The 23,656-nt window shown below is 56.0% G+C and carries 14 protein-coding genes; 3 read left to right on the plus strand and 11 right to left on the minus strand.

Features of this window, described 5'->3' with window-relative positions; genetic code table 11:
- Window positions 1–278 precede the first annotated feature (278 nt).
- Window positions 279–905, minus strand: a complete 627-nt coding sequence (locus tag ABLQ08_RS31960; RefSeq protein WP_352950829.1) for an invasion associated locus B family protein — start codon at window positions 903–905, stop codon at window positions 279–281.
- A 36-nt stretch (window positions 906–941) separates the two neighbouring features.
- Window positions 942–2,702, minus strand: a complete 1,761-nt coding sequence (locus ABLQ08_RS31965) for a ShlB/FhaC/HecB family hemolysin secretion/activation protein (RefSeq protein ID WP_352950830.1) — start codon at window positions 2,700–2,702, stop codon at window positions 942–944.
- Window positions 2,703–3,140: 438 nt separating this feature from the next.
- On the opposite strand from ABLQ08_RS31965, the gene ABLQ08_RS31970 reads away from it, so the two are divergent.
- Window positions 3,141–3,287 (plus strand): hypothetical protein, encoded by a 147-nt coding sequence (locus ABLQ08_RS31970; RefSeq protein WP_352950831.1) that lies wholly within the window; start codon window positions 3,141–3,143, stop codon window positions 3,285–3,287.
- A 2-nt stretch (window positions 3,288–3,289) separates the two neighbouring features.
- Entirely contained in the window at window positions 3,290–5,788 is a 2,499-nt protein-coding gene (locus tag ABLQ08_RS31975; protein ID WP_352950832.1) for a tetratricopeptide repeat protein, read from the plus strand.
- A gap of 136 nt (window positions 5,789–5,924) precedes the next feature.
- Here ABLQ08_RS31975 and ABLQ08_RS31980 read toward each other — a convergent pair whose 3' ends face one another.
- The 6 genes from ABLQ08_RS31980 to ABLQ08_RS32005 all read right to left on the minus strand — a co-directional run bounded on the left by ABLQ08_RS31980 (window position 5,925) and on the right by ABLQ08_RS32005 (window position 19,724).
- Window positions 5,925–6,149: a hypothetical protein gene (locus ABLQ08_RS31980; protein ID WP_352950833.1), complete on the minus strand. Its 225-nt coding sequence runs from the start codon at window positions 6,147–6,149 to the stop codon at window positions 5,925–5,927.
- A gap of 40 nt (window positions 6,150–6,189) precedes the next feature.
- Window positions 6,190–11,559, minus strand: a complete 5,370-nt coding sequence (locus ABLQ08_RS31985) for an autotransporter domain-containing protein (RefSeq protein WP_352950834.1) — start codon at window positions 11,557–11,559, stop codon at window positions 6,190–6,192.
- Window positions 11,560–12,491: 932 nt separating this feature from the next.
- Entirely contained in the window at window positions 12,492–12,773 is a 282-nt protein-coding gene (locus ABLQ08_RS31990) for a hypothetical protein (RefSeq protein WP_352950835.1), read from the minus strand.
- 324 nt (window positions 12,774–13,097) lie between these two features.
- Entirely contained in the window at window positions 13,098–13,643 is a 546-nt protein-coding gene (locus ABLQ08_RS31995) for an invasion associated locus B family protein (protein ID WP_352950836.1), read from the minus strand.
- Between the two features lie 212 nt (window positions 13,644–13,855).
- Window positions 13,856–15,055: a TIGR03032 family protein gene (locus ABLQ08_RS32000; protein ID WP_352950837.1), complete on the minus strand. Its 1,200-nt coding sequence runs from the start codon at window positions 15,053–15,055 to the stop codon at window positions 13,856–13,858.
- A gap of 349 nt (window positions 15,056–15,404) precedes the next feature.
- A complete protein-coding gene (locus tag ABLQ08_RS32005; protein WP_352950838.1) occupies window positions 15,405–19,724 on the minus strand; it encodes an autotransporter domain-containing protein in 4,320 nt (1,439 codons plus the stop codon).
- A 259-nt stretch (window positions 19,725–19,983) separates the two neighbouring features.
- On the opposite strand from ABLQ08_RS32005, the gene ABLQ08_RS32010 reads away from it, so the two are divergent.
- Window positions 19,984–21,039, plus strand: a complete 1,056-nt coding sequence (locus ABLQ08_RS32010; protein ID WP_352950839.1) for a helix-turn-helix transcriptional regulator — start codon at window positions 19,984–19,986, stop codon at window positions 21,037–21,039.
- On the opposite strand, the gene ABLQ08_RS32015 is transcribed toward ABLQ08_RS32010, so the two are convergent.
- The 3 genes from ABLQ08_RS32015 to ABLQ08_RS32025 are packed head-to-tail and all read right to left on the minus strand — an operon-like array spanning window position 21,017 to window position 23,401.
- Window positions 21,017–21,295 (minus strand): hypothetical protein, encoded by a 279-nt coding sequence (locus ABLQ08_RS32015; protein WP_352950840.1) that lies wholly within the window; start codon window positions 21,293–21,295, stop codon window positions 21,017–21,019. The two genes, ABLQ08_RS32010 and ABLQ08_RS32015, sit on opposite strands and share 23 nt — an antisense overlap.
- Entirely contained in the window at window positions 21,296–22,327 is a 1,032-nt protein-coding gene (locus ABLQ08_RS32020; protein ID WP_352950841.1) for a helix-turn-helix transcriptional regulator, read from the minus strand.
- Window positions 22,328–23,401 (minus strand): helix-turn-helix transcriptional regulator, encoded by a 1,074-nt coding sequence (locus tag ABLQ08_RS32025; RefSeq protein ID WP_352950842.1) that lies wholly within the window; start codon window positions 23,399–23,401, stop codon window positions 22,328–22,330.
- Between the last annotated feature and the right edge of the window lie 255 nt (window positions 23,402–23,656).

The raw sequence follows: 23,656 nt of genomic DNA on the forward strand, positions 1-23,656 counted from the left end.
CTGTTCCGCCAACCGCAATCCGGCGGCTACAAGCGGACTCACCACCTTCGAAACAAGGCGAAAGTTACAAAACGATCCACCCTGTTAACGTTTTATCAACTATTTCAAATCCCGCCGCGAGTCCAGCTGCGCACCGTTACAATTGCCAATAAGGTAAACGTGCAAATGGCTTTACATATGATCTGTAAAAGGAAAAATAGCGGCGACGCGTGACATGCCGATCTTTGCCGGCATCTCACCTTGCGAGCCGTTTGGGCTGCCGCATTTCGGCATTGACTTTAGTTGTCAGTCAAAGCTTTCAGCGCCTGGGTAATACCGAGAAGGGAAACCTGCTGGCTCAGGGTATCACCCTGGAGCGTCTTCGCCGTTACGGTCAGATTGATCCCGCGTTTAAGATTGCGGGCAAACGAACCGGACAGACGGATCGGTACAAGGCAACCGGTTTCCTGCCGGTTCGCATGGCAGGATCTGAAGGCCGCCTTGACCGGCTTTCTGCCATCGATCCGAAGCTCCAGGCCTCCCGGCAGAAGCAACCCCAACCGGGTCCTGATGAGAAGGATTGGCTGCGGTTTGCCCTGGCTGTTGACCGATTGCACCGTGACGGCGATCAACGGAGACCTTTCGTTGATCAGACTGCCGGACCTTTCGGACAATCCCGCATATGCGAGGCCACAGACTTCCCTTTGCTGAGCCGCCGATAAGACGCAGACCTTTTTCCAGGCGTCAAAGTCTGTTTCGCTGATTGCTGCTGATGTCCCGCCGCTTTCCCGAGGAACCGAAGCATCACCGTTGGCAGTGGAAGACGATACCGGTTCAGACGCCGTGACCTGAGCACCTGTCGGTTCGGCATTAACGAGCGACAGGCAACAAATGCCGACAATTGCGAGCAGGCTGAGGCTTTTCACTCTGCGGTTCCGGTTGTTCCAGGCCTCGTCATTCGATCAGTAGCGAATGACGAAAGTGCCGAAGATTGACGTTTCCCCCTGTTGGGTATCAGGGGCGCCGCTCAATGCATGCCCTGCTTCAATGGTCGCGGTCAAATATTCGCTGACAGCCAGTTCCACACCCGCGCCGACACTTTGAATACCGCGATCGTCGGACGTGTCATCCCAGACATAGCCGGCATCAAAAAACGCATAGGCTTCCGCTCCCAACGTCAGCCCAGAGCCGAAATCGTGACCGAATATCGGGGACCGCAACTCCAGGCTGCCGTAGACACCGCTGTTGCCCGAGATCTCGTTTGTGGTGTAGCCGCGCACGGTTGCCGATCCGCCGATGGCAATCTTTTCGAGATCTGGAAGTGTATCGGCCGTTGCCTGACCGGCAAGGGCAAACGAGAGCCCGAAACCCTGGTTCAACCGCGTGATCTGTTCGACCGAGCCGTAAAAATAGGTGTAGCTGGTGCTGTTGGCGAGAATCCCGCCCGGGCTCAAAGCAGCATATGCCTCGACCACCCCGTCTGTATCCAGGGAACCGTAATTGAATCCGTACCGTCCGCGCGCGCCAACGCGGAACTGGCCGACATCGTCATTCGACTTTGACACCACCGTGTCCGCAAATTCTATGTCGGAGAACTGACGCTTGACGTCAAAACCTGCAAAAACATCGAATTGGCGGGTGCCGGGCAAATCAAGTGGGAAGGCCAGCTCGGACGTGATGGCCCAGCTTTGGCTGAACTCGTCAAAAAACGGGTTGAGCACCGAGCCGCTTTCAACATAACCGGCCGTCAACTGCAGCTTGGTTCGAACCTGACCGGCAATGTCAATTGGAGCAAAGTAGGAAAGGGCATGAGAGGCATAGCCCGGGGCATGAGTTACGTTGACAACGTCGCCATAGCCAAGGCTCTCGGGATTGAGCGTGCTCAGATAGGAAAGCTGATGATCGAGAAAGGGCAGATTGGCAACGTTCCCGCCCGCAAACACGCGGTCACGTCCGGATGCGGCTGTTCCGGAGTTGGCATAGCCCGCATAGACCGTCCACGGACGGCGCTCGTTCGAGCGAAGAACAATGTCGGTCGCACCGGGTACGGTCCCGGGTTCGAACACCGCCCCCAGGCTCCGATAAGGGTTCAGGTTCAGCCAGTTGAGATCCTGCACCAGATTGGATGCGTCTATTTCCTCGCCTGGCTGCTGACGCACGTGATCCAGGATGTAGCCGCTCGGCGTCCATACATTGCCTTCAGCGGTCACTTCCCCCGCCTTGAACTCGATGACCTGCAGAGTCAGCGTGCCCCCGGTCACTTCCTGGGGAGGAGCGACGACCGAGACGAAGGGCTTGTCAGCCGCGCGGTAACGCCTGATGATTTCCGCCCGAATTTCGTTCAGCAGCTTTTGCGACAAGGGTTTGCCAACATAACCTTCCAGCCGCTTTTGAAACGCTGCGTTCTGCAGTGTTTTACCGCCGTCACTCAAATCGACACCCGAACGGTCCCATGCCGGGTCAGGAGCCGATCTGTCGAGTTCGTTCAGGATTACGAGCCGCTTGAGGTCGACACCGATCGGCGTGCTGTCACCTTCAACGCTCACCGCGGAAGGTCCAAGCCCCGATCGCTGCTCTCCGAAGATCAGTGGCGCGGGGTTCTCTTCAACAACCTGGGCAAGACCTGAGCCTGTAAATCCAGCAAGCAGCAAAGTAATACTGAGAGCGCGCACCCCTGCCCGGCTGCTGGAATACCTTCCAGAAGAATGAGTTTTCTGAAACACTTAAGCCTCCGGCGCATGCGGTTATTTTTTCAACACGCCACAATTCTGACCAAGCATCCGTAATTATGGTTAATTTCCTGTTAACCATGATTTTTAACTATTCGATCCGGAAAGAGTGATCCGTTCGTCACCTCGAAAACATGAAGGCAGTGAGGGAAGACACGGTTTCTCTCAAGCCCAATACCGAGCCATTCTGCGGCACGACAGGTCCAAGGCCGATGGGGCGCTTGAACCCCGCATCCGAAACCGGGAAAGCTCCAGCCACACGAGTGTTCACGCTCAATTCGGGCCAGCTCCAACGAACAAGACTAGCCGGCTAAGTTTGATGTGAAGTGCGACGGAAAACGTTCACCATGTCGCCGGTTGCGCGTCGCAATTTTTCCCAAGCCGTCCTTTCTGCAGCGCGCAAAACTCCATTTATTGGAATGCGTTGAACGGATGGCGCGGATTGTCATTGCAGGACAAATCAAACGTGTTTTCGGCACCGGTTCGACTTGGTTCAATCGCAAGTTAGTGTATCATTGCGGGCAATGGGTTGCCGAAACATTCGATCCCGATCTAGACGGCATTCTTGAAGAGAAATGATAATGTCCGCCTTGAATGACTTCTCTTGGCCAGAAGCATATGCTGAGCTTCTGCCACTCATAACTGAACAGTGGAAAGTCTCGGGTGAAATTTACATTCACCAACAGCTGAGCGCGGGCAAATCAGGCGCCCTTGTATACATTATCGACATTACATGTGACACGTTTAGCGGCCAGGCCATTTTGAAGCTGGATTCCCTTCCGGATCCAAATTGGCAAGAAAAGACCGAAATCGAGAGACATCACGAAGCTTTCGAAGCGGTCCAGGATTTTGGGTCCAAGCATCTGGCACGTATTGTCCATTCACTGCAACACGACGGCAAAGTCGCCATCCTTTCAACAGTCGTTGCCCATGGCTTGCAATACTCTGTTCCCTGGAACGACTGCGGCTTCAAATTGGCCCTGAATGTTCTTCAACGCCTTTCGCGAAGCCTGTTCGACGACTGGAACACGGACTACCAGATGGCACCGGGAATGCATGCGCCTCATGAAGTGCTTTCCGGATGGCTCGGTTACCGCCTCGACCCGAAGATCGGGCGGCTGGACCAATTCCTCTCGGAAACGTGCGGTCACGACCCGCAAGAGCGTTGTTTTTCATTTGAAGGACACTGGTATCCCAATCCCCTGGCCTTCGCTCGCGACAAGAGCTTGCCGGAGCGGTTGAACATCCGCGCCGCTGAAGGGCGGGTGCACGGAGATCTTCACGGATACAACGTTCTCGTACGATCTCATCGAAGTGGTGACCCCGATTACTTTCTGATCGACCTGGCGATGTACCGGGACAAGCAATTTTTGTTTTACGATCACGCATATTTTGAGTTGGCTTACCTGTTGGCGCGGCGGGAAAACTGCGTTCCGGCCCAGTGGGACGCTATCCTCGACGATCTCAGTCTCTTCAACCCCAAGCATCACACACCGGGGCTTTGGCAGGATGACTTCGGTATCATGGAGTTTGTCAGAACGCTGCGGCGTGAGGCGATGAGCTGGGTTGAAAGGCGCGAAATTCACCGGCTCAGTTTCATGGAAAGCCAGTATTTGCTGGCGCGCGTTGCCGTCGGCCTCAACTTCGCAAACAAGCGGATCAGCGACAGCGCGCGAAGGCATGCCTTTATTTATGCCGCCCACAATCTCAAAGATTACATGACGCTCAACAATGTCGATTGGCCACGGCATGGGCCACTGTTTCGCTTCTCTGGAACTCCGGAACTCACAACCGGATCGCGTGATGAAACCAAGGCCACCCCGCCGCTGACGGAGCCTCCGGCGGAAAAGGATCGTCTGCACGACCGCATGGTCACTCAGCTTCCCACGCCACAAAAACCGGTGATCGCAGTATTGCCCTTCGAATGTCTCAGCGGTCAGAGCGACGACGACAATTTCCTGGCAGGCATCAATCATGAGCTGGTTACCGAGCTGGCCAAGGTGGACTGGCTGGCGGTGGTTTCACCAACTTCGACAAAACTTCTTAAGGACGCGTCCCTGACCGGTGAGGAAATCGCTCAACGCCTCGGAGCTCATTATCTCGTGGAGGGGAGCGTGCGCTATGATGACCAGCGCGTCCGAATTACGGCCCATCTGGTCGACACATCAAGCGGGCATGATCTGTGGGCCGATCGCCTGGACAGGAAAAAAGAAGATGTCTTTTCGTTGCAGGAGGAAATCGCCTCGGCTGTCGTTGGACACATAGACTGGGAGTTGAGGTTCGATCTTCGGGAGCAGGCCCACCTAAAGCGTGGTGAGATCAATGTGTGGGACAGGGTTCAAAAGGCCCTGTGGCATCTGTTCAAGTTCACCGATGAAGACACCCAAAAGGCAAGGGACATTCTGTCCAAGACCATTGAACTGACACCGGATTATTCGCTTGCACATGCGACGATGGCGAATGTCGAATTGCGGAAACTTTTCTTCATCCAGGTCGATGACAGGGAAGCCGCAAAGGAACGCGCGCTTTATCACGCGGAACGTGCGGTCGCTCTCGATGAGCAAAGCAGCTTCGCGCACGCCAGTCTCGCCCGTGTTTATTCCCTGTTGAACAAACACGATACATCGATTGCCGAAGCGGAACTTGCCGTCAGTCTGAACCCGAGCGCTGCAAACGCCCACCTGGTCCTTGGTTTTTCACGACTTGCAAACGGACAACCGGACTTGGCGCTTCCGCAATTTGAGACAGCAACGCGGTTTGGCCAGGCCGGACCATATTTCAAGGTCAAGATGTTGACCAAGGCCTTCTGTCTCTATTTCCTGGAAAGAATGGATCAGGCCGAGGCCTGTGCGAGAACCGCGCTGGAAGGAAAATCGGTCGGCCCGTTTGCTCACTATGTCCTGGCGGTCATCCTGGTACGGCAACAACGTCTTGAAGAGGCCAGGCGCACGGTCATGCAAGGGTATAAAATTCGCCCTGACATCACACTGTCAAAGGTCAGACTGTCGTTCGAATACCTGCAGGAGAAAGACCTGGACAGGTTTACTGGTGATTTGCGCGAGGCGGGCCTGCCTGATTAACTGGCTGTAAGACAGCGCTCGGGTTGGCGCAGTGGCCGTACTGCGCTTGCCCTCGGCATCGATTGATCATCGCCGACAGGAATGATCCCATAAGCTACAGGCCCACCTGTTCCCGCAGAAGTTCACCCAAAGCAGATCAGGTGTGGATCCGGTCAGCTACATGAATAGCAAGGCTGACACCGGTCAGTGTCGGTTTGACGACCATTCTCGTGGAAGATTGCCGCTTGTGCTCATCATTGTGCTCTCCCCCGGCGCAGGCGTGTGCAAACCTGAAAGCCGGGAGAGAGCCCGGAGCGCTGAACCGGCGCAGATCTTGCGGTCGCACTTCGACAGGTACGAGCGGATGGAAAAGATCCGGCATTGGTTTGAACGCTCCGGTTCCAAAAATCCATTTCACCTCCTCAGAACTTGAGTTGCATCCTGAGGTTTCCGCCGTTGATGGCGGTGTTGGCGGAAAATCGGCCCTGATAGCTGGCGGACAGGTTGAACCGGTCCGTGCCGAACAGCGTCGCGCCCAGTTCGACATCGCCGAACAGCTGGTCCAGATCCGTCGTGTTGGTGAAGCTGCCGGTGCCCGCCGGTGCGTTGACGAAGTCCGCCGTGATGGTGTGCGCGTCATCGGTGAAATAGGTTGCACCGACCCGGGCGAAGGCGCGCAGCAACCGTCCCTCCGACATGGCAAAGTCCTTGCCGATCTCGACCGACGGCGAGACCGCGCCGTAGGAGCTGGTGGCGCCCGCCACATTCAGATTGGCGGCCCCTGCCCCGCTTTCCGTCACCCCCTCCCGGTCCAGACCGGTCCAGGTCAGGTCCAGTGCCGGCTTGGCGTAGAAGCTGTCGAACTCCTTCAGATATGCCGCCCGCAGCTGACCTGTGACGAACCAGGTGTCCGGGTTCGAGGTCGCCGTTCCGGAAAAGGTGCCAAAGGCGATCTCGCGGGTGATGTCGTCATTGCTGATGCCGCCACCGAGGCTGGCGGCCAGCAACAGCGGCCCTTCGACATATTTGACCGAGACGCCGCCCTGATAGCGGCCGAAATCGCTGCTCGCGCCATTGGAAGCGTTGATGTTGCCTGCCTCGTAGCCGAAGCCGCCGCCGACAAACCAGTTGGGCGCGACTGTGAACTGGACACCGCCGGCCAGGCCGCCGACATATTCCCGGAAGCCGACAGTCTCCGCGGTCGTATTCCGGTTCAGGTGGCGGAAATACGGCCGCAGCCACATGCACTGCCCCTCGGCGATCGCGGCGAACTGGCCCTTGGCCTGTTTGCAACTCAAAAGGTTGGCGGCAAAGTCCCGGGACGCGACCAGCACACCGGTTTCCACGGCGCCGTAGATCTCCGGCCCCAGCTGATCAAGCGCGTTTTTGTAACCGTCCAGACCGGTCGTCGCCAGCAACCCGTTGAGCACCGGGTCGAGGCCGCCGCCGCCAAGCACGAAGGCATTGTTGAGATTAGCGCTTGTCCGGCTCTGGTTGGCGTTCAGGCCGGCAATGTCAGTGAAGTTCGCCTCAAGGCCCAGCTCCAGATCCGTGGCGTTGGGATAAAGCAACTCGGCCTGCAGTGCCGGGCTTTGCCCCTGCAGAAGTGCGAGACCTGAATCTGTCAGACCGCCCGCGGCAGAAACAAGCGTAAACTCCTGCGCTCCGGCTGACAGGTCTTCGACCGTTATGTTCTGCAGCCCCACATCCACGGAGCCGGCCATGTCCGCAGTGCCTGAGATGTTCACAAGATCGGACATCCCGGTCACCAGATCGACATCAACCGCAAACACGCCAGTCGCAGTCTGCACCAGATTGCCGGTGACAGCGGTCGTCAGAATGCTATCGGAGCCACCGGGTGAGAAAGTGGCAGCGTTGGAGAATGTGTTGCCCGACCCGATATTGACAGTCGCCCCGGCAGCAAAATAGCCGCCTGCGAGATTGCGGAAGACATTGGCGCCTTCGCCCAAGTCGACTCTGCCCGTCAGAACACCCGCATTGGTCAGCGTATTTGCACCGGCTGTGGCAATGACGTCTCCCTCAACAGCCCCCCCGGTGATATTCAGCGTGTCGTTTCCACTGCCCAGCAGGATATCGCCTGTGATCAACCCGCCCGCCTGGTTGAAAATAGCATCGCCCGTGGTGGCTTCGGCATTGATGGCAATGCCATTGCCGCCCGTGATCGTACCGGTATTGGTGAAGGTTGTGTCGAAATCGCCGTTGAAGAGGTCACGGCCCTCGAAATACACAGCTTCCTCGTGCAGAGACGTAATTGAACCGCTGTTTGCAATGGTTCCAGTGGTGGCTCCGTCAGCGACGCGAATAAGCACCAAACCGGCGCCATTTCCATTGCCCGCTCGCGGGCCGCTCAAATTGCCGGTCACGTCGCCAGAAATATTGATTGCAAGGGGACCGCTGCCATCATGCTCGACAGCAAGACCGGTCTCGCCCGTTACGGTCGCTGCGACCAGGATGTTCGTATCTCCGGCAGTCTCACCGTTCAAGGCAACAATGGCCGGCGCTGAATTGCTTTCTACGGTTCCTCTGACGCTGACATACAACGAACCCGAACCATAGTTCCGCGCATCAATGGCCTCGCTCGCATCACCTGTCACAGTTCCGGTCGTGACAACAGTCAAATCGGTGCCGGAGTTGATCGCATTGATGCCGTTAAAAGTTCCGGCCACGTTTCCACTTACGGTGATACTCTGACTGCCGGCACCCTCATTCTGGGCGTAGATACCCACAATCCCACCGGAAACATCTGCGGCTTCGATGACCTGATCACCAATTGCGGTGGAGCCGCTATATGCGTTGATACCTGCAAAAGCGTGACCGATTACAGACTCATAAGCATTGATTTCCAGCCCCCCGGAACCGAGTTGCTGGGCATCAATGCCGCTATTAGTTCCAGCCACTTCAACCGCCTGGGTCGTCAGGTTTCCACTGCCGGTGTTTATGGCAGCGATCCCTTGTGAGGAACTTCCATTTCCTGTCACCGCGCCAGTGGCGGTAATGCTCAGGTCTCCGCCACTGTTTTCGACATAAATCCCGTCGGAATTCTCGCTGGTCACGCTATCGACGGTAATGTTTACCCGACCGGCGCCGCCCTGCAGGACATAAATGCCCTCCTGGCCACTGTTGACGGTACCGCTGACATCGATCGTAATGTCGCCGCCGGCGCTGTTGGCATTGTCGACAAGAATCCCGTAATCGCCTGCCCTGACATTGGTGGCGATGATCGACACGCTGCCCGCGGCGTCATTGTCGACCCGAATGCCGCCATACCCGCCATAGACATCGTCACGCGCCGTGACCGACACATTTCCGTCCGTGGCTGCGTTCACAACGGATATGCCGTCGCCCTCGTTTTCGCTGTAGATATAACCACTGGTCTCGACATAAACATCGCCCGTGCCGTTGTTGCGCACCTCAATGCCGCCATCAAAACCGGAAACGCTGGCCGTACTGATCCGGATATCGCCTGTCGAGGCCGCACCGCTTTCCGCGACAATGGCGGCATTGTATCCACCTGCACTGACATGGCCGGTTGTCGTGATGGACAGTTTGCCGCTGCCGTCGTTTCGAGCATCAATGGCCGCGACCCCACCAACAACATCATGGGCGGTCACAAGGAGATCCGTGCCGTTGCTGCTGTTGCGAGCGTGGATACCCTCCTGATCAACTCCACCCGAGACAAGGTTGTCAGAGCTGATCGACAGCGCTCCAGAACCGTTGTTCGAAGCGTAAATGCCGTCAAAATTTGCAATCACGGTGCCGGCTTCAATCGTAAGGCCGGTACCGTTTGCGCTGTTGATCGCATTGATACCCGCCCCGTTATCAGGGCTGTTGTTCGAGGCCTCATTCACCGTGATGCGGAGTTCGCCTGTGCCGTTATTCGTGGCTCTGATGGCATAAAATCCGCCTATGGCCTCGTCGGCATCGATTATCAGATTGGTTCCGCTGGCACTATTTTCCGCTGAAATACCCGCAAAGGAGGCAATGGAGGTACCACCAGCGGTGATCTCCAATCCCCCGGACCCATAATTGATCGCATCGATGCCGGAACCGATACCTCCGGTTGCCCCGCCTTGCGCATCTATGACCAGATTTGCTCCGTAGTTCCGGGCGCGGATACCGCTTCCGATGAACCCGACTTCGACCGGTCCCGTGCTTGTTATTGTCAGATCGCCACTGCCGTGGTTCTGCGCGTCGATGCCGCCGTTCTCTCCGAATACCGACCCGGTATTGATGGTCAGGTCCGTTCCATAATTGGCGGCATTGATTCCTTTGCCATTTGCGCCAGAGACGTGACCTGTAGACGTTATCGACAACACACCCGAGCCATTATTTGTGGCCTGCACTCCTGAATTCCCGCCAGACACATCAACGACTTCGATGCTCAGGTCGGTTCCGGCAGAAGAGTTGTAGGCATCAATGCCGTCGTCTGTTGTGCTCGAAACTTTGCCGGTCGCCGTAATGGAAACTTTGCCGCTGCCGGTGTTATGCGCAAAGATACCGCGTTCACCTCCACTGACTGTCGCCGCGGAGATCGTCAAATCCGTTCCGGAGTTGTACGCGAAAATCCCGTTGTATTTGGCGGTCGTGACGTCGCCTGTAGAGGTGATCAACATTGCGCCATTGCCGAGATTCCGTCCAATAATCCCACCACGATAGCCACTAACGTTTGCTGCCGAGATCGTCAGGTCCGTGCCGAAGGTGCGCGCATAAATCCCGTAGACATCAGTACCGGAGACATCGCCAGTCGATATAATCGATAGCGCGCCGGAGTTATAATTTGTGGCTTGTACGCCCGAATTTCCGCCGGACACGTCAGCAACTTCGATGCTCAGGTCGGCACCAAAATTGGTGGCATTGATCGCTGTGCTATTTGCACTGGTGATCGTGCCGGAAGATGTAATCGACAGCGCACCCGAGCCTTCGTTCACCGCCCGGATTGCGTTGCCGTTCCGCGCTTGAACCGTGTGCGCGTCAATCAAAAGGTCCGTGCCATCGTTCACGGCAACGATGCCCTGAACGTTCGCTTCGACATGGCCCGCGGATATTCTCAAATCCGCTGTTCCATCGTTCCGGGCAATTATGCCGAACCCCGAGCCCTTCACATTCGTGACCTCAATCGTCAAATCGCCTGTCGAAGCGGAGTTGTTGATATCGGCCTCGATCCCGTTGGCGTTGCCCTGCACCAGACCGGAGGAGGTAATCTGCAACCCCTCCGTTCCGAAATGCTCGATATCCAGACCGTTATTGTCACCCTCCACATTCGCAACAGAGATATTTACGCTTGTCGTTTCAGACCCGGTTTCCAGATAAATCCCGTCGCCACCCAACCCGGTCACATCGCCCGTGAGGGTAATGTCGACCTTGCCCGTTCCTTCGTTGAACGCATAGATGCCTTTTTGAGCGCCAGTGATCTCGGACTGGTAATTGTCGGTGAAAATCAGATCCTGCGCCCCGGAATACGCACGCAGATAGAAGGCGTCACGATTGGTATCTGCTGCCGCATCCAATCCGAATCCTGCAGAAGTGGTCACTGTAAGATTGCCGGTATGCGAGTAGCCGGATTGTCCCAGGTCCGTTGCGGGATCGGCCGCACCCGAGCAGAGATACGTTCCCGGGCTCGTTCTCACGCAGCTTCCCGCATAGCTGGGCCGGGCGTAACCACCGCTGAACACGGCGGCAATCACAGTGGAGTGCATTGTTAGCAGTTTGAAACGCCGGGAATGCAACAAGTTGTTGCCTGTGGCGATTTTCTTCGGGCTCACGTGAAGCATTGAATGTTCCAAGTCTGGGAATTTCTGATCTGCCAAAGAAACTTGCCGATGCCCCCAATCCATTCAGGCCAGGGCAAACAAGCGGTGACTGCGCGGGGTGTGAGAGCCGAACCATTCGAGCTTATCTGAGCGATGGTGGCAGTCTCATGGGAGATGCGTAAGACAACTGAGAGGTCCGCAAGGCCGGACAGCGCTTCAGAGTCGAAAAGCGCGGCCGGATTGCCGAACCGGGCTCTCGAACCGGGAGACGCCGGGCAGCTGAAAACCTTTGCAGATTGAGCGATTCCGGAACCGGAGCTTTCATCTGCACATAGCCGCTGAACTGGATGACTCATGCACACACTTTCGAATTGAAACCCGGTAGATTCACGGAATTTCGGTATGTCGAATAAGTGCCAAGTCTAAGTTGAACCGCCTTGCCATCGAATATCGGAGCGGCAACGCTCTGTTCCCAATTCGAATTACAGCGTACATTTTTGCACGTCAGGACGTTATTAATCGCAGGCAACCCAGAATTGAGGTGGGAGGACGTCGTGTGGGAGTGACGCCCTCCCGTCGACTCCCTTGATTGAGTCGACCCAACACAGACTGTGGCGAAGTCTGCTTTGGCTGATGGAGATAGGGCTAAAGCGGGTGTTCCGGGTTTCGCCGGTGCCAGGACCGTTTCAATCCGGCACGAATGTTGAAATAGATCAGCGCATAAGAGGCGAAAATAAGCGGCAAACTCAGCCAAGGAACTCTCTGCCCCACCCAAAAAGCAATCGCAATTCCAACGACAAATATGACCACGCTACTGAAGACCCTGGTCGTTCCCTTGCGGGAATACGCACCGCAATTCGGGCAAACATTTGCACCGTCAATTGTCTTGCTGCCGCAATGCCCACACAACATGACATTCACTCCGAAATCTGGGCTCGGTTTTGAATTTCAACTCAAGGCTTTGATCTTGATGGGGCACCGGCCTGACAGAAGCACTGAACGCTATCGGTGCAAACAGCGCCATCGGCGGGCACACCATTCCGGGTTCGATTCCGGAATTGTCCGGACTGGTGCACACCCAGCCCCGCATGCACCAAAGAAAATGCCGTGAACAGAAAGCTCCCGGCCAAGGAGTAGACCATCAGCGCGTGGACCAGTGCGTAACCGGCAATCCAGACGCCTGCTGCAAGAGGAAGGCTGACGGCAATTGCAGGCACCAGGCTAGCCAGAAACATCAACCGGGCCCGATTTCCGAATAAGATTGGCAATTTCCAGGCAGTCGTTGCTATCGCCAACGATTTCCAGGTCATCGGCAAGCCGATGATCGTTTTCATGACGCATGTACACACTTTCGCGATTGAAATCCGGCGCGCACGCCGGTCTTCGGAGGGTGTTGACTATGTGTAAAGTCTAAGACGAGCCGCCCTCTCGCAAAATGCCGGCGCGGAAGCACTCAGCACCGATTGTGAACTACAGCGTGCATTTTTCACGTCCGGACAATGCATCTGCTCACAATTCAGGAAATTCGTGCCAACAGACAAAACGGGGCAATTCGACGACTACCGGATCTTTTCGTAAGCCGCTGTAAAGCCGATCAGGGACATTCGGACAGTTATCGGTTTCTTGTTGAGTGACTGCATGGTGATGTTGAGTTTCTGACCAGAAATCAGAGATTGCAGCATAGGTTCCGGCAGCGGCGCTGCGGCAAGACAACCCTCGGCGTCACAGGTCTGATAGTTCATGTCCGGCTGCGCAGTCCCATCAATGTCTACAGCGATACCGGCGGGAAGAAAGGGACCCAGCGGCGTGTGGACCAAAAACACCGGCTTTCGGGTACCTGCGGGAACCCGAATTGTGATTTGCATCAGCAAGCGTCCGGTTTCCCTGACAACGGCCCGTTGTATCATACGGCAGTTCGGTGCAGCAGCACGCGCGGTCGCTTCGCATGCAACCGACCAGCTCGATGCACCCGTCCCCTCCGATTGAACATCCGTTCCCTGAGCGCCCGCGGCCCCTGCAGCGGTGCTCAGCGCCAAGGCAACCATCAACGACCGGCACTTGTACAGCCAGCGCCTGACCAGGTTCGCCGTCATTCTATTTATCATGTGAAATTCTCCAGAACTCACGTGTCGATTGGATCGAAATGGCAGGCTGAGCGCTATCACCGCAGGCAGCCTACCTTTTGTTGGATCGCCGGTTTGTGTCCGCCCGCGCCGGCGATCCGCCGGGGGCCGGCAGCTCCGTTCAACACCCGCCTTTTTCAAGGAATCGGACTTCAATGCTCTGACCTGTTGCGGTTCCGGTTGAGAGCTTGATCTTATCGGGCAATTGTGATGGTTGAGGCGGCCTCGTGCGAGCCGGGTGAGACAGCCATGGGAGCTTCGACGCCGGGCAGCACTTCAAGGTCGTAAAGCTCGGCCAGATTGCCGTCGATCCGCAGCCAGTCCACACAGGCGCCGCTTGACAGGTCGATGATCTGGATGCCGCACCAGGGCTCCGAATCCGCCTCTTTCAGCCTCTGATCCAAAGCCAGCCCTTCAAAGCGCTTGTAGCGGGGCTTGGACAATCCGACGAAGGCGAAGTTCCCCTGGAAGGCCAGCCCCCGCAGGAAACCAGGGCAGAACACCCGGGGTTCAAACGTCCCCTCACCGCTTCCTTCACACCGGATCACTCCAAGCTCGCCCGTGCCCGAGTTCAGCACCCAAAGCTCACCGGCATGGACACGCGGCGAGTGCGGCATCGACAGGCCACGGCAGATGATCTCGCCGCTCTGCACATCCATGACGATGCCGCCGTCGGCCCGGCGATCGCGCCAGCCGTCGATCGTGTCCGATGCGGAAACCGCCGTGACATAGCGGGGTTTGCCGTCCTCCATCGCAAGGCCGTTCAGATGGCACCGGTCCTCATCGATGAGCGCGGACACAAATGGCGGCCGCCACAGGGGCTCGAAACTGTGCCGGTCCGACGTGGTCGCCAGGCAGTTGTAACGGGTGTTGACGAAAATCACGCGCCCCTGATCGTCCACCCCAACGTCATGGGCGTCGAGCCGGCCCGTCACATGGATCGTGCGTGGCACGTAGCAGGCGTCGAACAGGTTGTTGGCCCGTTGATCGGGCTCCAGTACGTTCTGGAACCGGAGAACCTGATAGCCACCGGTGAGAACAAGCCCGCCCTGCCGGTCCGGACAGATGCCCATCGGCTTGGCCATCACCGACTGGTGAATGTTGATCCCGCCCTGGCCATTGCGGCCGACCAGATAGAGCAGGTTGGACTGGTAGGAGGTGAAACCAAACGAAATCTTCAGCTTGTCGAGCCGGGCCGCCAGCCCGGGAGAGGCGGAATAACTGATTGTCTCGGCAGGCCGGGCGGCATCAGCACCCTTGCGTTCAGCTCCATTATCCTGGTCGCCTGGCTGACGCTTGTCTTCCACGGCCTCGTTTTGCGTTTCGGTGGAGACGCTGCCTTCGATTGCTGTTTCTTGCTCGTCGGCGTGCTGCCGATCGCTGTTATGAAGCATGTGCACACTTTCATAATGATGCCCGAGGGCCAGGACGGTTCTCGGGGGTGTCGAATATGTGCAGAGTCTAGGGGGAACCGCCTTTTGACCGAATACAGGCACGGCAACACTCAGTGCCGAATATGTACTGCAGCGTACATTTTTGGAGTGGAAACAGATCCTCCTCCATCAACAGTTCAATGTTGAGATGGGAGGGCGCTCGGGGCTTGAGCGCCCTCCAGTCGGCTCCGAGGGAGCCGACCCAAATGCAGACTGCGGGGTCTGCCTTGGCTGCTTTAACTCTGGTGAGGCAGTCTGAATGGGCGATTTTGACACTTTGTGTGGGCACTGCCTCCGTTGACTGAAGTACTCAAAACCTGAATTCCATCTTGAGGTTCGCACCGTTGATGGCGGTGTTGGCGGAAAAGCGACCCTGATAGCTGGCGGACAGATTGAACCGGTCCGAGCCGAACAACGTGGCCCCCACCTCGACATCGCCAAACAGCTGATCCAGTTCGGTCGTGTTGGTGAAGCTGCCGGTGCCCGCCGGTGCGTCGACGAAGTCCGCCGTGATGGTGTGCGCGTCATCGGTGAAGTAGGTCCCGCCGACCCTGGCGAAGGCCCGCAGCGACCGCCCTTCGGCAAGCGCAAAGTCCTTGCCGAGCTCGACCGACGGCGAGATTGCGGCATAGGAGCTGGTGGCACCCGCCACATTCAGATTGGCGGCCCCTGCCCCGTTCTCCGTCACTCCCTCCCGGTCCAGAGATGTCCAGCTGAGATCCAGAACCGGCTTGACATAGAAGCTGTCGAACTCCTTCAGATATGCCGCCCGCAATTGGCCGGTGACAAACGTCGTGTCCGGATCCGAAGTCGCCGTTCCCGAGAAATTGCCAAAGGCGATCTCGCGGGTAACATCGTCGTCACTAAGGCCGCCGCTGACGCTGGCGGCGAGCAAAAGCGGTCCTTCGACATACTTGACCGAGACGCCACCCTGATAGCGGGTGAAGTCGCTGCGCGCACCGTTGGAGGCGTTGAGGTCACCGATCTCGTAACCGAAGCCGCCGCCGACAAACCAGTTGGGGGCAACGGCAAACTGGACACCGCCGGCCAGGCTGCCGACATTTTCCTGAAAGCCGACGGTCTCCGCAGTCGTTTCCCGGTCCACATGACGGAATTGCGGCCGTGCCCACATGCACTGACCCTCGGCGATCGCGGCATAAGTGCCCTCCGCCTGTTTGCAGCTCAGCAGGCTGGCAGCAAACTCCCGCGAGGAGAACAGCGCACCTGTTTCCACAGTGCCGTAGATCTCAGGACCAAGCTGATCCAGTGCGATCTGATATTGAGCGACATTGTCCAGCGACAGCAGACCGTTGTGCACGTCATTTGCGGTTCCGGCCAAAACAAATGCGTCGCTGATATTGTCATACGTGTTTTGCTGGTTGTCGTTCAGGCCGCCTATGGAGCTGAAATCGACGCCTGCAAAATCGACTTCATATTTCAGCACAAGATCCGTACCGCCTGCGGCTTGCAGCTGCGCCCTCACAGCAGGATTGAGGGTCAGAGCCAATAGCCCCAATCCGTTATCCGTCAGGCCACCCGCAGCAGTCACGATGATGTACTCCTGCTGGCCCGCTTCAGCATTTTGAACAGTCAGATCGACCGCACCCGCCAATTCGGCCGTACCGGTTACGATGATCTGATCCGCGGTTGCGGCCACCTGGTCGACATCGATAGAAAGCACCCCGGTTTCTGACTGGAAGAAATGCCCGGTCGTCGTTGTTGTCTGGATATTTCCCGCGCCGCCAGGTGACAGAATTCCGTTGTTTTGAAATCCGCTGAATTGAACGCTCGGTGGGTCATCGGTGAAAACGTCCTCGCCAACATGGATAGTTGATCCTGCATTGATGGTTCCTGTTTCGGTGTTAAGGATGTGACCCACGCCATCGCCGAAGTTGATGTTGCCGCTGAACTCACCGGCATTGACGAACTGGTCCTCGTTTATGCCGCCAAAGATGTCGCCTTCGATGGTGCCGCCATCGCTGTTGGTAAGTTCATTCGTACCCTGCCCGAGATCGATGTTGCCGATAATTGTGCCGGCGTTTGCGAGGCGGTCCGCTGAGCTGCCTGTCAGGATAGCCCCCTTGACTATCGCACCAGCGTCGTTTTCGACAATGTTGGCCCCATTGCCAAGAGCGATTGCTGTCCCGGCGGTTCCGGTGATCATTCCACCTTGCAGATTGCGGATCGTGTCATCGCCGTCAAAGGTCACAATACCTTGCGCGCCCTGGATCGTACCGCTGTTTTCGGCAAGGAAAACGTCTCCGCTCTCGTTTTCGATGTTGAGACCATAGCCGTTGTCCGCGTCCAGGCCGTGCGCGTTTCCGGTAATGGTTCCGGTATTGATGAAACCACTTTCAACGGTCCCGAATATATTGACGCCATGGGTCGATGCGACGATATCGCCGGTATTCACGAACATCCCTGTGATATTGCCGGTGTTAACACCATTGCGAGCAGTGGTCGCTGTGTCGATGTTTGTCTGGATTATGCCTGCATTGATGAAGCCGCCATTGACCCCGCCGTTGATAGATACGGCATGCTGTTGACCACTTGTGATGGTTCCGTTCTCGTCGTTGACAAAGTCTCCATTGATTTCGGCAAACACTTGCACACCGTTGCTACCGCCGGAAACATCCCCATCGTTGTAAATATCGCCGGTCCAGGAACCGTAAATGCTGACACCGTCGCCGCTGCCCTTAGTTGCTTCGATCGTGCCCAGATTTTCAATCAGGCCGCTGAAGTCCCCCTGAATTTGGGTGTCAATGTCACCAAGTTCCAAACCATAATCGCCGCCGCGGATCACAGCGTCAGGCCCGTTAAAGATGCTCTCACCGCTGAAGGCCGCAATCTCAACCCCGGATCCGGATCCGCCGGTGATCGTACCGAAGTTGTTGAGAAAGCCTGAAGCAGAGGTAATTGTACCAATGGAGAGGCCGGTCAAACCGCCCTCGATGACACCAGTGCTGGAGTTCATGAAGGCGTCGGATCTTCCGGATATGACGAAACCATCGCCCGCGCTATCAGCACTAACAGCGTCACCCGAAATCAATCCTGTGTTGATCGTCATCCCGGCAATATTGCCATCGACAACTACACCGGAGCGACCGGATGTTCCGTTGAGGCCGGACGAAATTTCACCGGTATTGATGAAACCCCCGCCGATGTTTCCTCTGATTTCAACGGCAGTCTGGAGGTCGCTGGTCATGTCGGTGTTGTTGCGAAAACCACCGCCAATGTCGTTTTGGACAATCAGTGCGGAGCCCTGACCGTGGATGATACCAGAGTTCCGGAAGTCGCTGCCGATGTTATCAATTTCAACGGCATTACCCTGATGGCCCTCTATGTCCCCATAATTGTGAAAATCGTCGACCACTGTCCCAATCTTGATAGCTTTTAGGTTGCTGCTGATGTCGCCATTTACGCCGTTGACGAAAGATTGCGTCGAGCCGTCGATAACAACCCCATTGTCGAAGCCGCCTATGTGACCCGAGTTGTCAAATGCACCGAGAATGTCATCCGAAACAAAAACGCCGGTTCCTAGGGTGGACGCAATGGTGCCGTTATTGGTAAAGTTTCCGGCCACTGAGCCGTCAATGGAGACCGCGCGCCCAACAAGGCTGCTTATCTGACCGTCGTTCAAAAAACTTCCGCCAACATCACCGCCGACAACAAGCCCACTATTACGGCCTGAGATTTCGCCATCGACCTCGTTGATAACTGTTCCGACGTCAGACGCCAAATCAATGGCTGAGCCACCCGAAGAGGTGACACTGCCGCTGTTTGTCAGGGCTCCGGCCACTCTGTCACCAATGTAAATGCCCCGGTCCTGAGCGGCAATTGTACCGTGGTTTTCTATATCCCCGCCAACGCTCGCACCCACATGAATGCCGTCGGAGCCTGCAGTGATCGAGGCGCCCAGCTCGTTGGTGATTGCGGCTACGCTGCCCAGGATTTCGACACCGTTTCCTGCCCCGTTGATCGTGCCGGAGTTAGTGAAATGACCGCCGATCGCATTCACGCTAATTCCGTTTTCGCCTGTGACGATCAACCCATTGTTGGTGAAGTTACCAACCAGGCCCGTATCGCCATCAATCTCAAAACCGTGTTCAGCAACGATTATCCTGGCGTCTTCACCTACCGAAATATTGCCGCCTACATTGCCTTCAACGTAGACCCCTGAAGCCGGGGGTATAGTGTTGTCAATGATTAGGTCTTCGTTGGAATCCAGCTGCGCCGCATCGTCTCGTATCGTGCCGTCCACAAGGATGTCGTTGATGATCTGCGGATCATTGCCGGCGTCCAGATCCCATAGCTGAATAACACCACTATTGCTGACATTGTTGTCAATGACCGTTGCGGTGGATTCGACCGTAAGATCAAACGCGTCTCCGGTGGTTGCAAACCCGTCATTATCGTTGTCGGTACACAGGATGCTTGTTTGTTGAGCGTTAATCGCAATTGGTGTGCACGCCGCGGCGGCATCTGATCCGATAGCAGATGCAAACGAAGCACCTGTCAGCAGGAGCATCGTCTTGAGGGGCAGTCTATGTTTGGCGCCGCCTGCACCGATATGCTCAAAAGGGAATCTGATCGGATTCGAATGGTTTTGAGCCCCGCTCGATCGCTGCATATGCACACTCTTTCCTAATTCGGCGTCGATGAAAGAACGACGCTTGAGATTCAGTCCGAGCTGAACCTAGGTCGTTCGCCGTATCCGCTGAATAAGGTGCGAGAAACCATCAGTTCCGAATGCGTCGCGCTCCGTACCTTTCCCTGAGATTGGCCTGTTCAAGTGTCCTCAGAGCGTTGAAAAGATTGATGGAAAGATGTGACTTGCTGCTGGACCGCCAAGGTTTCCGCAGGTCGAAAATCCATCCAGGACAGATGCGATGATCCGTCGAAGTATCTTGAGTTCGATCAGCGTCGACACGACCCAGTTGCCGGACAAAGACCAGTTCGCCTTCTGGCGCGATGGCATGTTTTCCGCAACCGGAATGACCACAGAACGCGATGGGCCTTCGGATGCCCCGTTCAACTGCAAACTGCAACATTACCGAACCAACCAGCTCGCGATCAGCAGGCGTCAGTGTTCGTCGCCATGTGTCGTGAAACGAACCGAAAAAGGGATAGCGCAGGCTGATATGGATGTCGTCGGGATCTGCTATCGAACGCAAGGAGACGATTTGGCCGGTGATTATGGTCCCGGAATTCAACTGATCCGCAGCGGCGATCTTCGAACATTCGACCTGCAGTATCCCTATTGGTACGCGCATGATGGATACGTCGTCTATTCGATGCTTCTCAGTCGCAATTGGGTTGTGAACGAAACACACTACAGAGAATTTCCGCACGGCCTTGTTCTACGTGACAGTCTTTTGTCCCAGGTGTTGAAAACAACGATGTGCTCGGCCTTTGACGCCCTCAAAACAGCCAGTGTTTCAGAATTTGAGGCAATTTCGACCGCCCTCAACCGGTTTGCATTGGACGCGATCAGGTTTCAGGAGATCGGGGACCTTGACACCGAGGAGATATCTTCCAGATCCATTCGGCAACTCGTCCTGAACCACATTGAGCGACACTATGCGGATCCCCGCCTGACACCGGAAAAAATTGCGTTGAGCGTCGGTATCTCGCGAACCAAACTCTTTCAGGTTTGCAGACCGATGGGTACGCCGCGTACCATTATCCGCAATATACGCCTCAAAAAGGCTGCCGATAGATTGCGCCGCGGTTCCGGTGAAAACCTGTCCCGACTAGCGCATGAGGTCGGCATTTCCGGTCGACAGACACTTACCCGGCTGTTCCGGGAAGAGTTTGGCCTGTCTCCCAAGGAATACAGGCAGGAAGCTCATGCTCAATCGGCGAGCATTGCAGAAACCGCTGTACCCGATCGGGAAATCTGGAACAGCCTGCGAACCTCGTTCAGATCGTCTCTGCTGCTCTAGGAGAGCTATTCGGCCTTTTGCCGGCCTGTGCGATTCCAATTCGACTTATCACCTCAGGCTCTTCAACACTTCTTTTGGCAATCGTGTCTTCTTTTGGCGCACGGCAGGAATAGCGGGCAAGGCGGTCCCCTTCGGTCGTCCAGCTTCCGGCGAACTGCCAGGCAGCAGCAAATTTCCCGCCAGAACCGGGCTTTTCAGTAATTTGGAGAAAAACAATAATTCGCAGCAACAAAGCGCGATCATTTGCATTCGACACTTACGTGAAAGACGTCGCCATCGAGCGATAGTTTTCCCAAAACGAAGCGAATTTGCCACATGAAGTCGCGCCGGGGTTTGCTTCTGTGCGGGCCAGAATGCGATAATCAGAGGGCGCCATATCATACTGCTCCTTGAACGCCCTGTGAAACGCCTGCCGACCGGAAAACCCCGTCGCATATGCAATTTCCTCGATGTTGCGCTGGTTGGTGAGGCGCAGTTTGCCGGCAGCCTTTCTGAGGCGGATTTCCCTCACAAAATCCATTGGTGTCCCGAAAGGACTGCAGATCCGATAAAGTTTGGTTCGCGAAATGCCAACGGATTTGGCAATCTTCTCCGGGCACAGTCCATGATCGCCGTAATTGGCTTCCACATACTTGATCACTGTTTGCAGCACGGATGAGCTGCGGACCTCGGTGCTCTCAAAATCCTTGATGCTTTGAAGATTGATCGTGTCGGCCGCGAGCGGCAACAAACTGTGTGACACCGCCTCAAGTTCATGTGTATCGGCTTCCTGCAGAATTTTTGCAACCGAGATCAAAGTCTGCTTCAGGACATCTACCAATGGATTGTCGCGCAAGATCACCCCGTGCAGATGCTCGACCGAAGGCATCCGTCGTAGCAGATCGGTCCGGTTGATATACACCGAGAAGACCGAATATCCGTTCAGCCGATATTCCCAAGGCTGTTGCATATCAAATAGACGCAAATCTCCTGTTTTCGTCGGATTGTCATTCCTTCCGAAAGTGCTTGCAAGGTCATCGCCACTCAGTCGAAACTGCATACCGATGTAACTGTTGCTATGCTTGGCAATGCTGGTGCCCGGGTTGGCAAGGGTGCAGGGCGACGCGATTTCAAACCGGTTCAAAGAGATGAAGCGGCTTTTTGCGTGCACAACCTTTAGATGAAAAGGGGTATTGGCCTGTTCATCCCTGCGGGTCGTAACACCGGTTGCCGAGTGCAGCCCTTCACTCCAATACGCGAACTGGTCCTTTTCCGGCAACGTGTCCGTGTCGAACTTGAGCAGCTTCATCTAGTTTTCGGACACTGGAAGAGAATTGCCCGTGAGGGAGACAGATTGCTTGAAGCTCTGCCAAACCGCATCTAATTCAAGATCGTTCAGCTCGGCATTAATCCTCAGGTCGGATGTTTCGTTTCGGTATTCGGTGGGGGTCATTCCATATTCCCGTTGAAACATTCTGCTGAAGGTCTGGCGGTGTGAAAATCCGACCTGATAGGCAAGTCTGTCGATGTTTTGTCCGTGCCCTTCACGCAGCGCCTTGGCCGCCTTCTTCAGACGGACACCTCGAATGATACTTTGCGGTGAATCCAGATTTTGGAATATCCGATACAGCTTCGTACGTGATACGCCGACCGCCTTGCCGATCATTTCCACCGACAGATCGGGGTCTCCGTAGTGCCGTTCGATGTAGTGGTTGACAGCTTGCACAACAGATTGATCGTGAATTGCATCGCTGTTGAGATCTCTCACTTTCTGAATGGTGATTGCATCTACCGTCAGTTGGTACAGTGCTTCAAACATCACCAGGATTTCGTCGTCATCAGCCCGCTGCATCGCGCTCGATACGGTTTGAATTGTATCTTTCAGGATTGAAGTCAGTGGGCTTTCCTTGAACACGAACCCATGGAGCGACATGCCCGCCGGCACATCGTTCGTCAAACGTGTCCGGTTCAAGTACATCGAGTAAGCGGAAAGGCCTCTGTGCGAATACCAGAACGGGCGCTCAAAGTCGAAGGATCGAATGTCTCCAGCTTTTGTCGGCTGAATGTCGCCTTCATAGGCGCCAGCAACATCGTCCCCGTCACTTCGGTAGTGAACACCAATCAGGTTAAGGTCGTCAGCCACCCTGGTTTTGTTCGACCAATCGAACGAACAAGGTGACGCGCATGTAAACCGGTTCAAAGTCAGTGCGGGGGTTCGGCAATGTTTCAGCTTGAAATCGAACGGAGCTTCAGACGGCTCGTCTCGTTCGGCGGTCATTCCCAACACATACGCAAAACCCGAACGCCAGTAAGCAAATTGATCCTGTGTCGGTTGGAGCGTCGTATCAAGCTCGATCGACATCAAGGAGCCGGTTTGTGCCATGTCATTTTCCTGTTCAGCATTGTCTATCTATGCAACTGCCGGGCCGTCTGGCTCTGACACACTGACTACTTTTCCGCGGCGGCAGAGTTGCCCCACGGTTCAACGGAAACCTCGCTGACAAACTGATTTGTGAACCTGGAGCGGTCGGGTTGGCCGTCCCGGAATTCGGCTTTCGCCACCCAAGATGTATTCGAGCCACTTGGATGGACCGCCGCTGGCGCCGCGGCCAGTTTTGGTGCGCATGTCATCCTCCTG

The sequence above is a fragment of the Roseibium sp. SCP14 genome (assembly GCF_040329475.1).
GTDB lineage: Bacteria > Pseudomonadota > Alphaproteobacteria > Rhizobiales > Stappiaceae > Roseibium.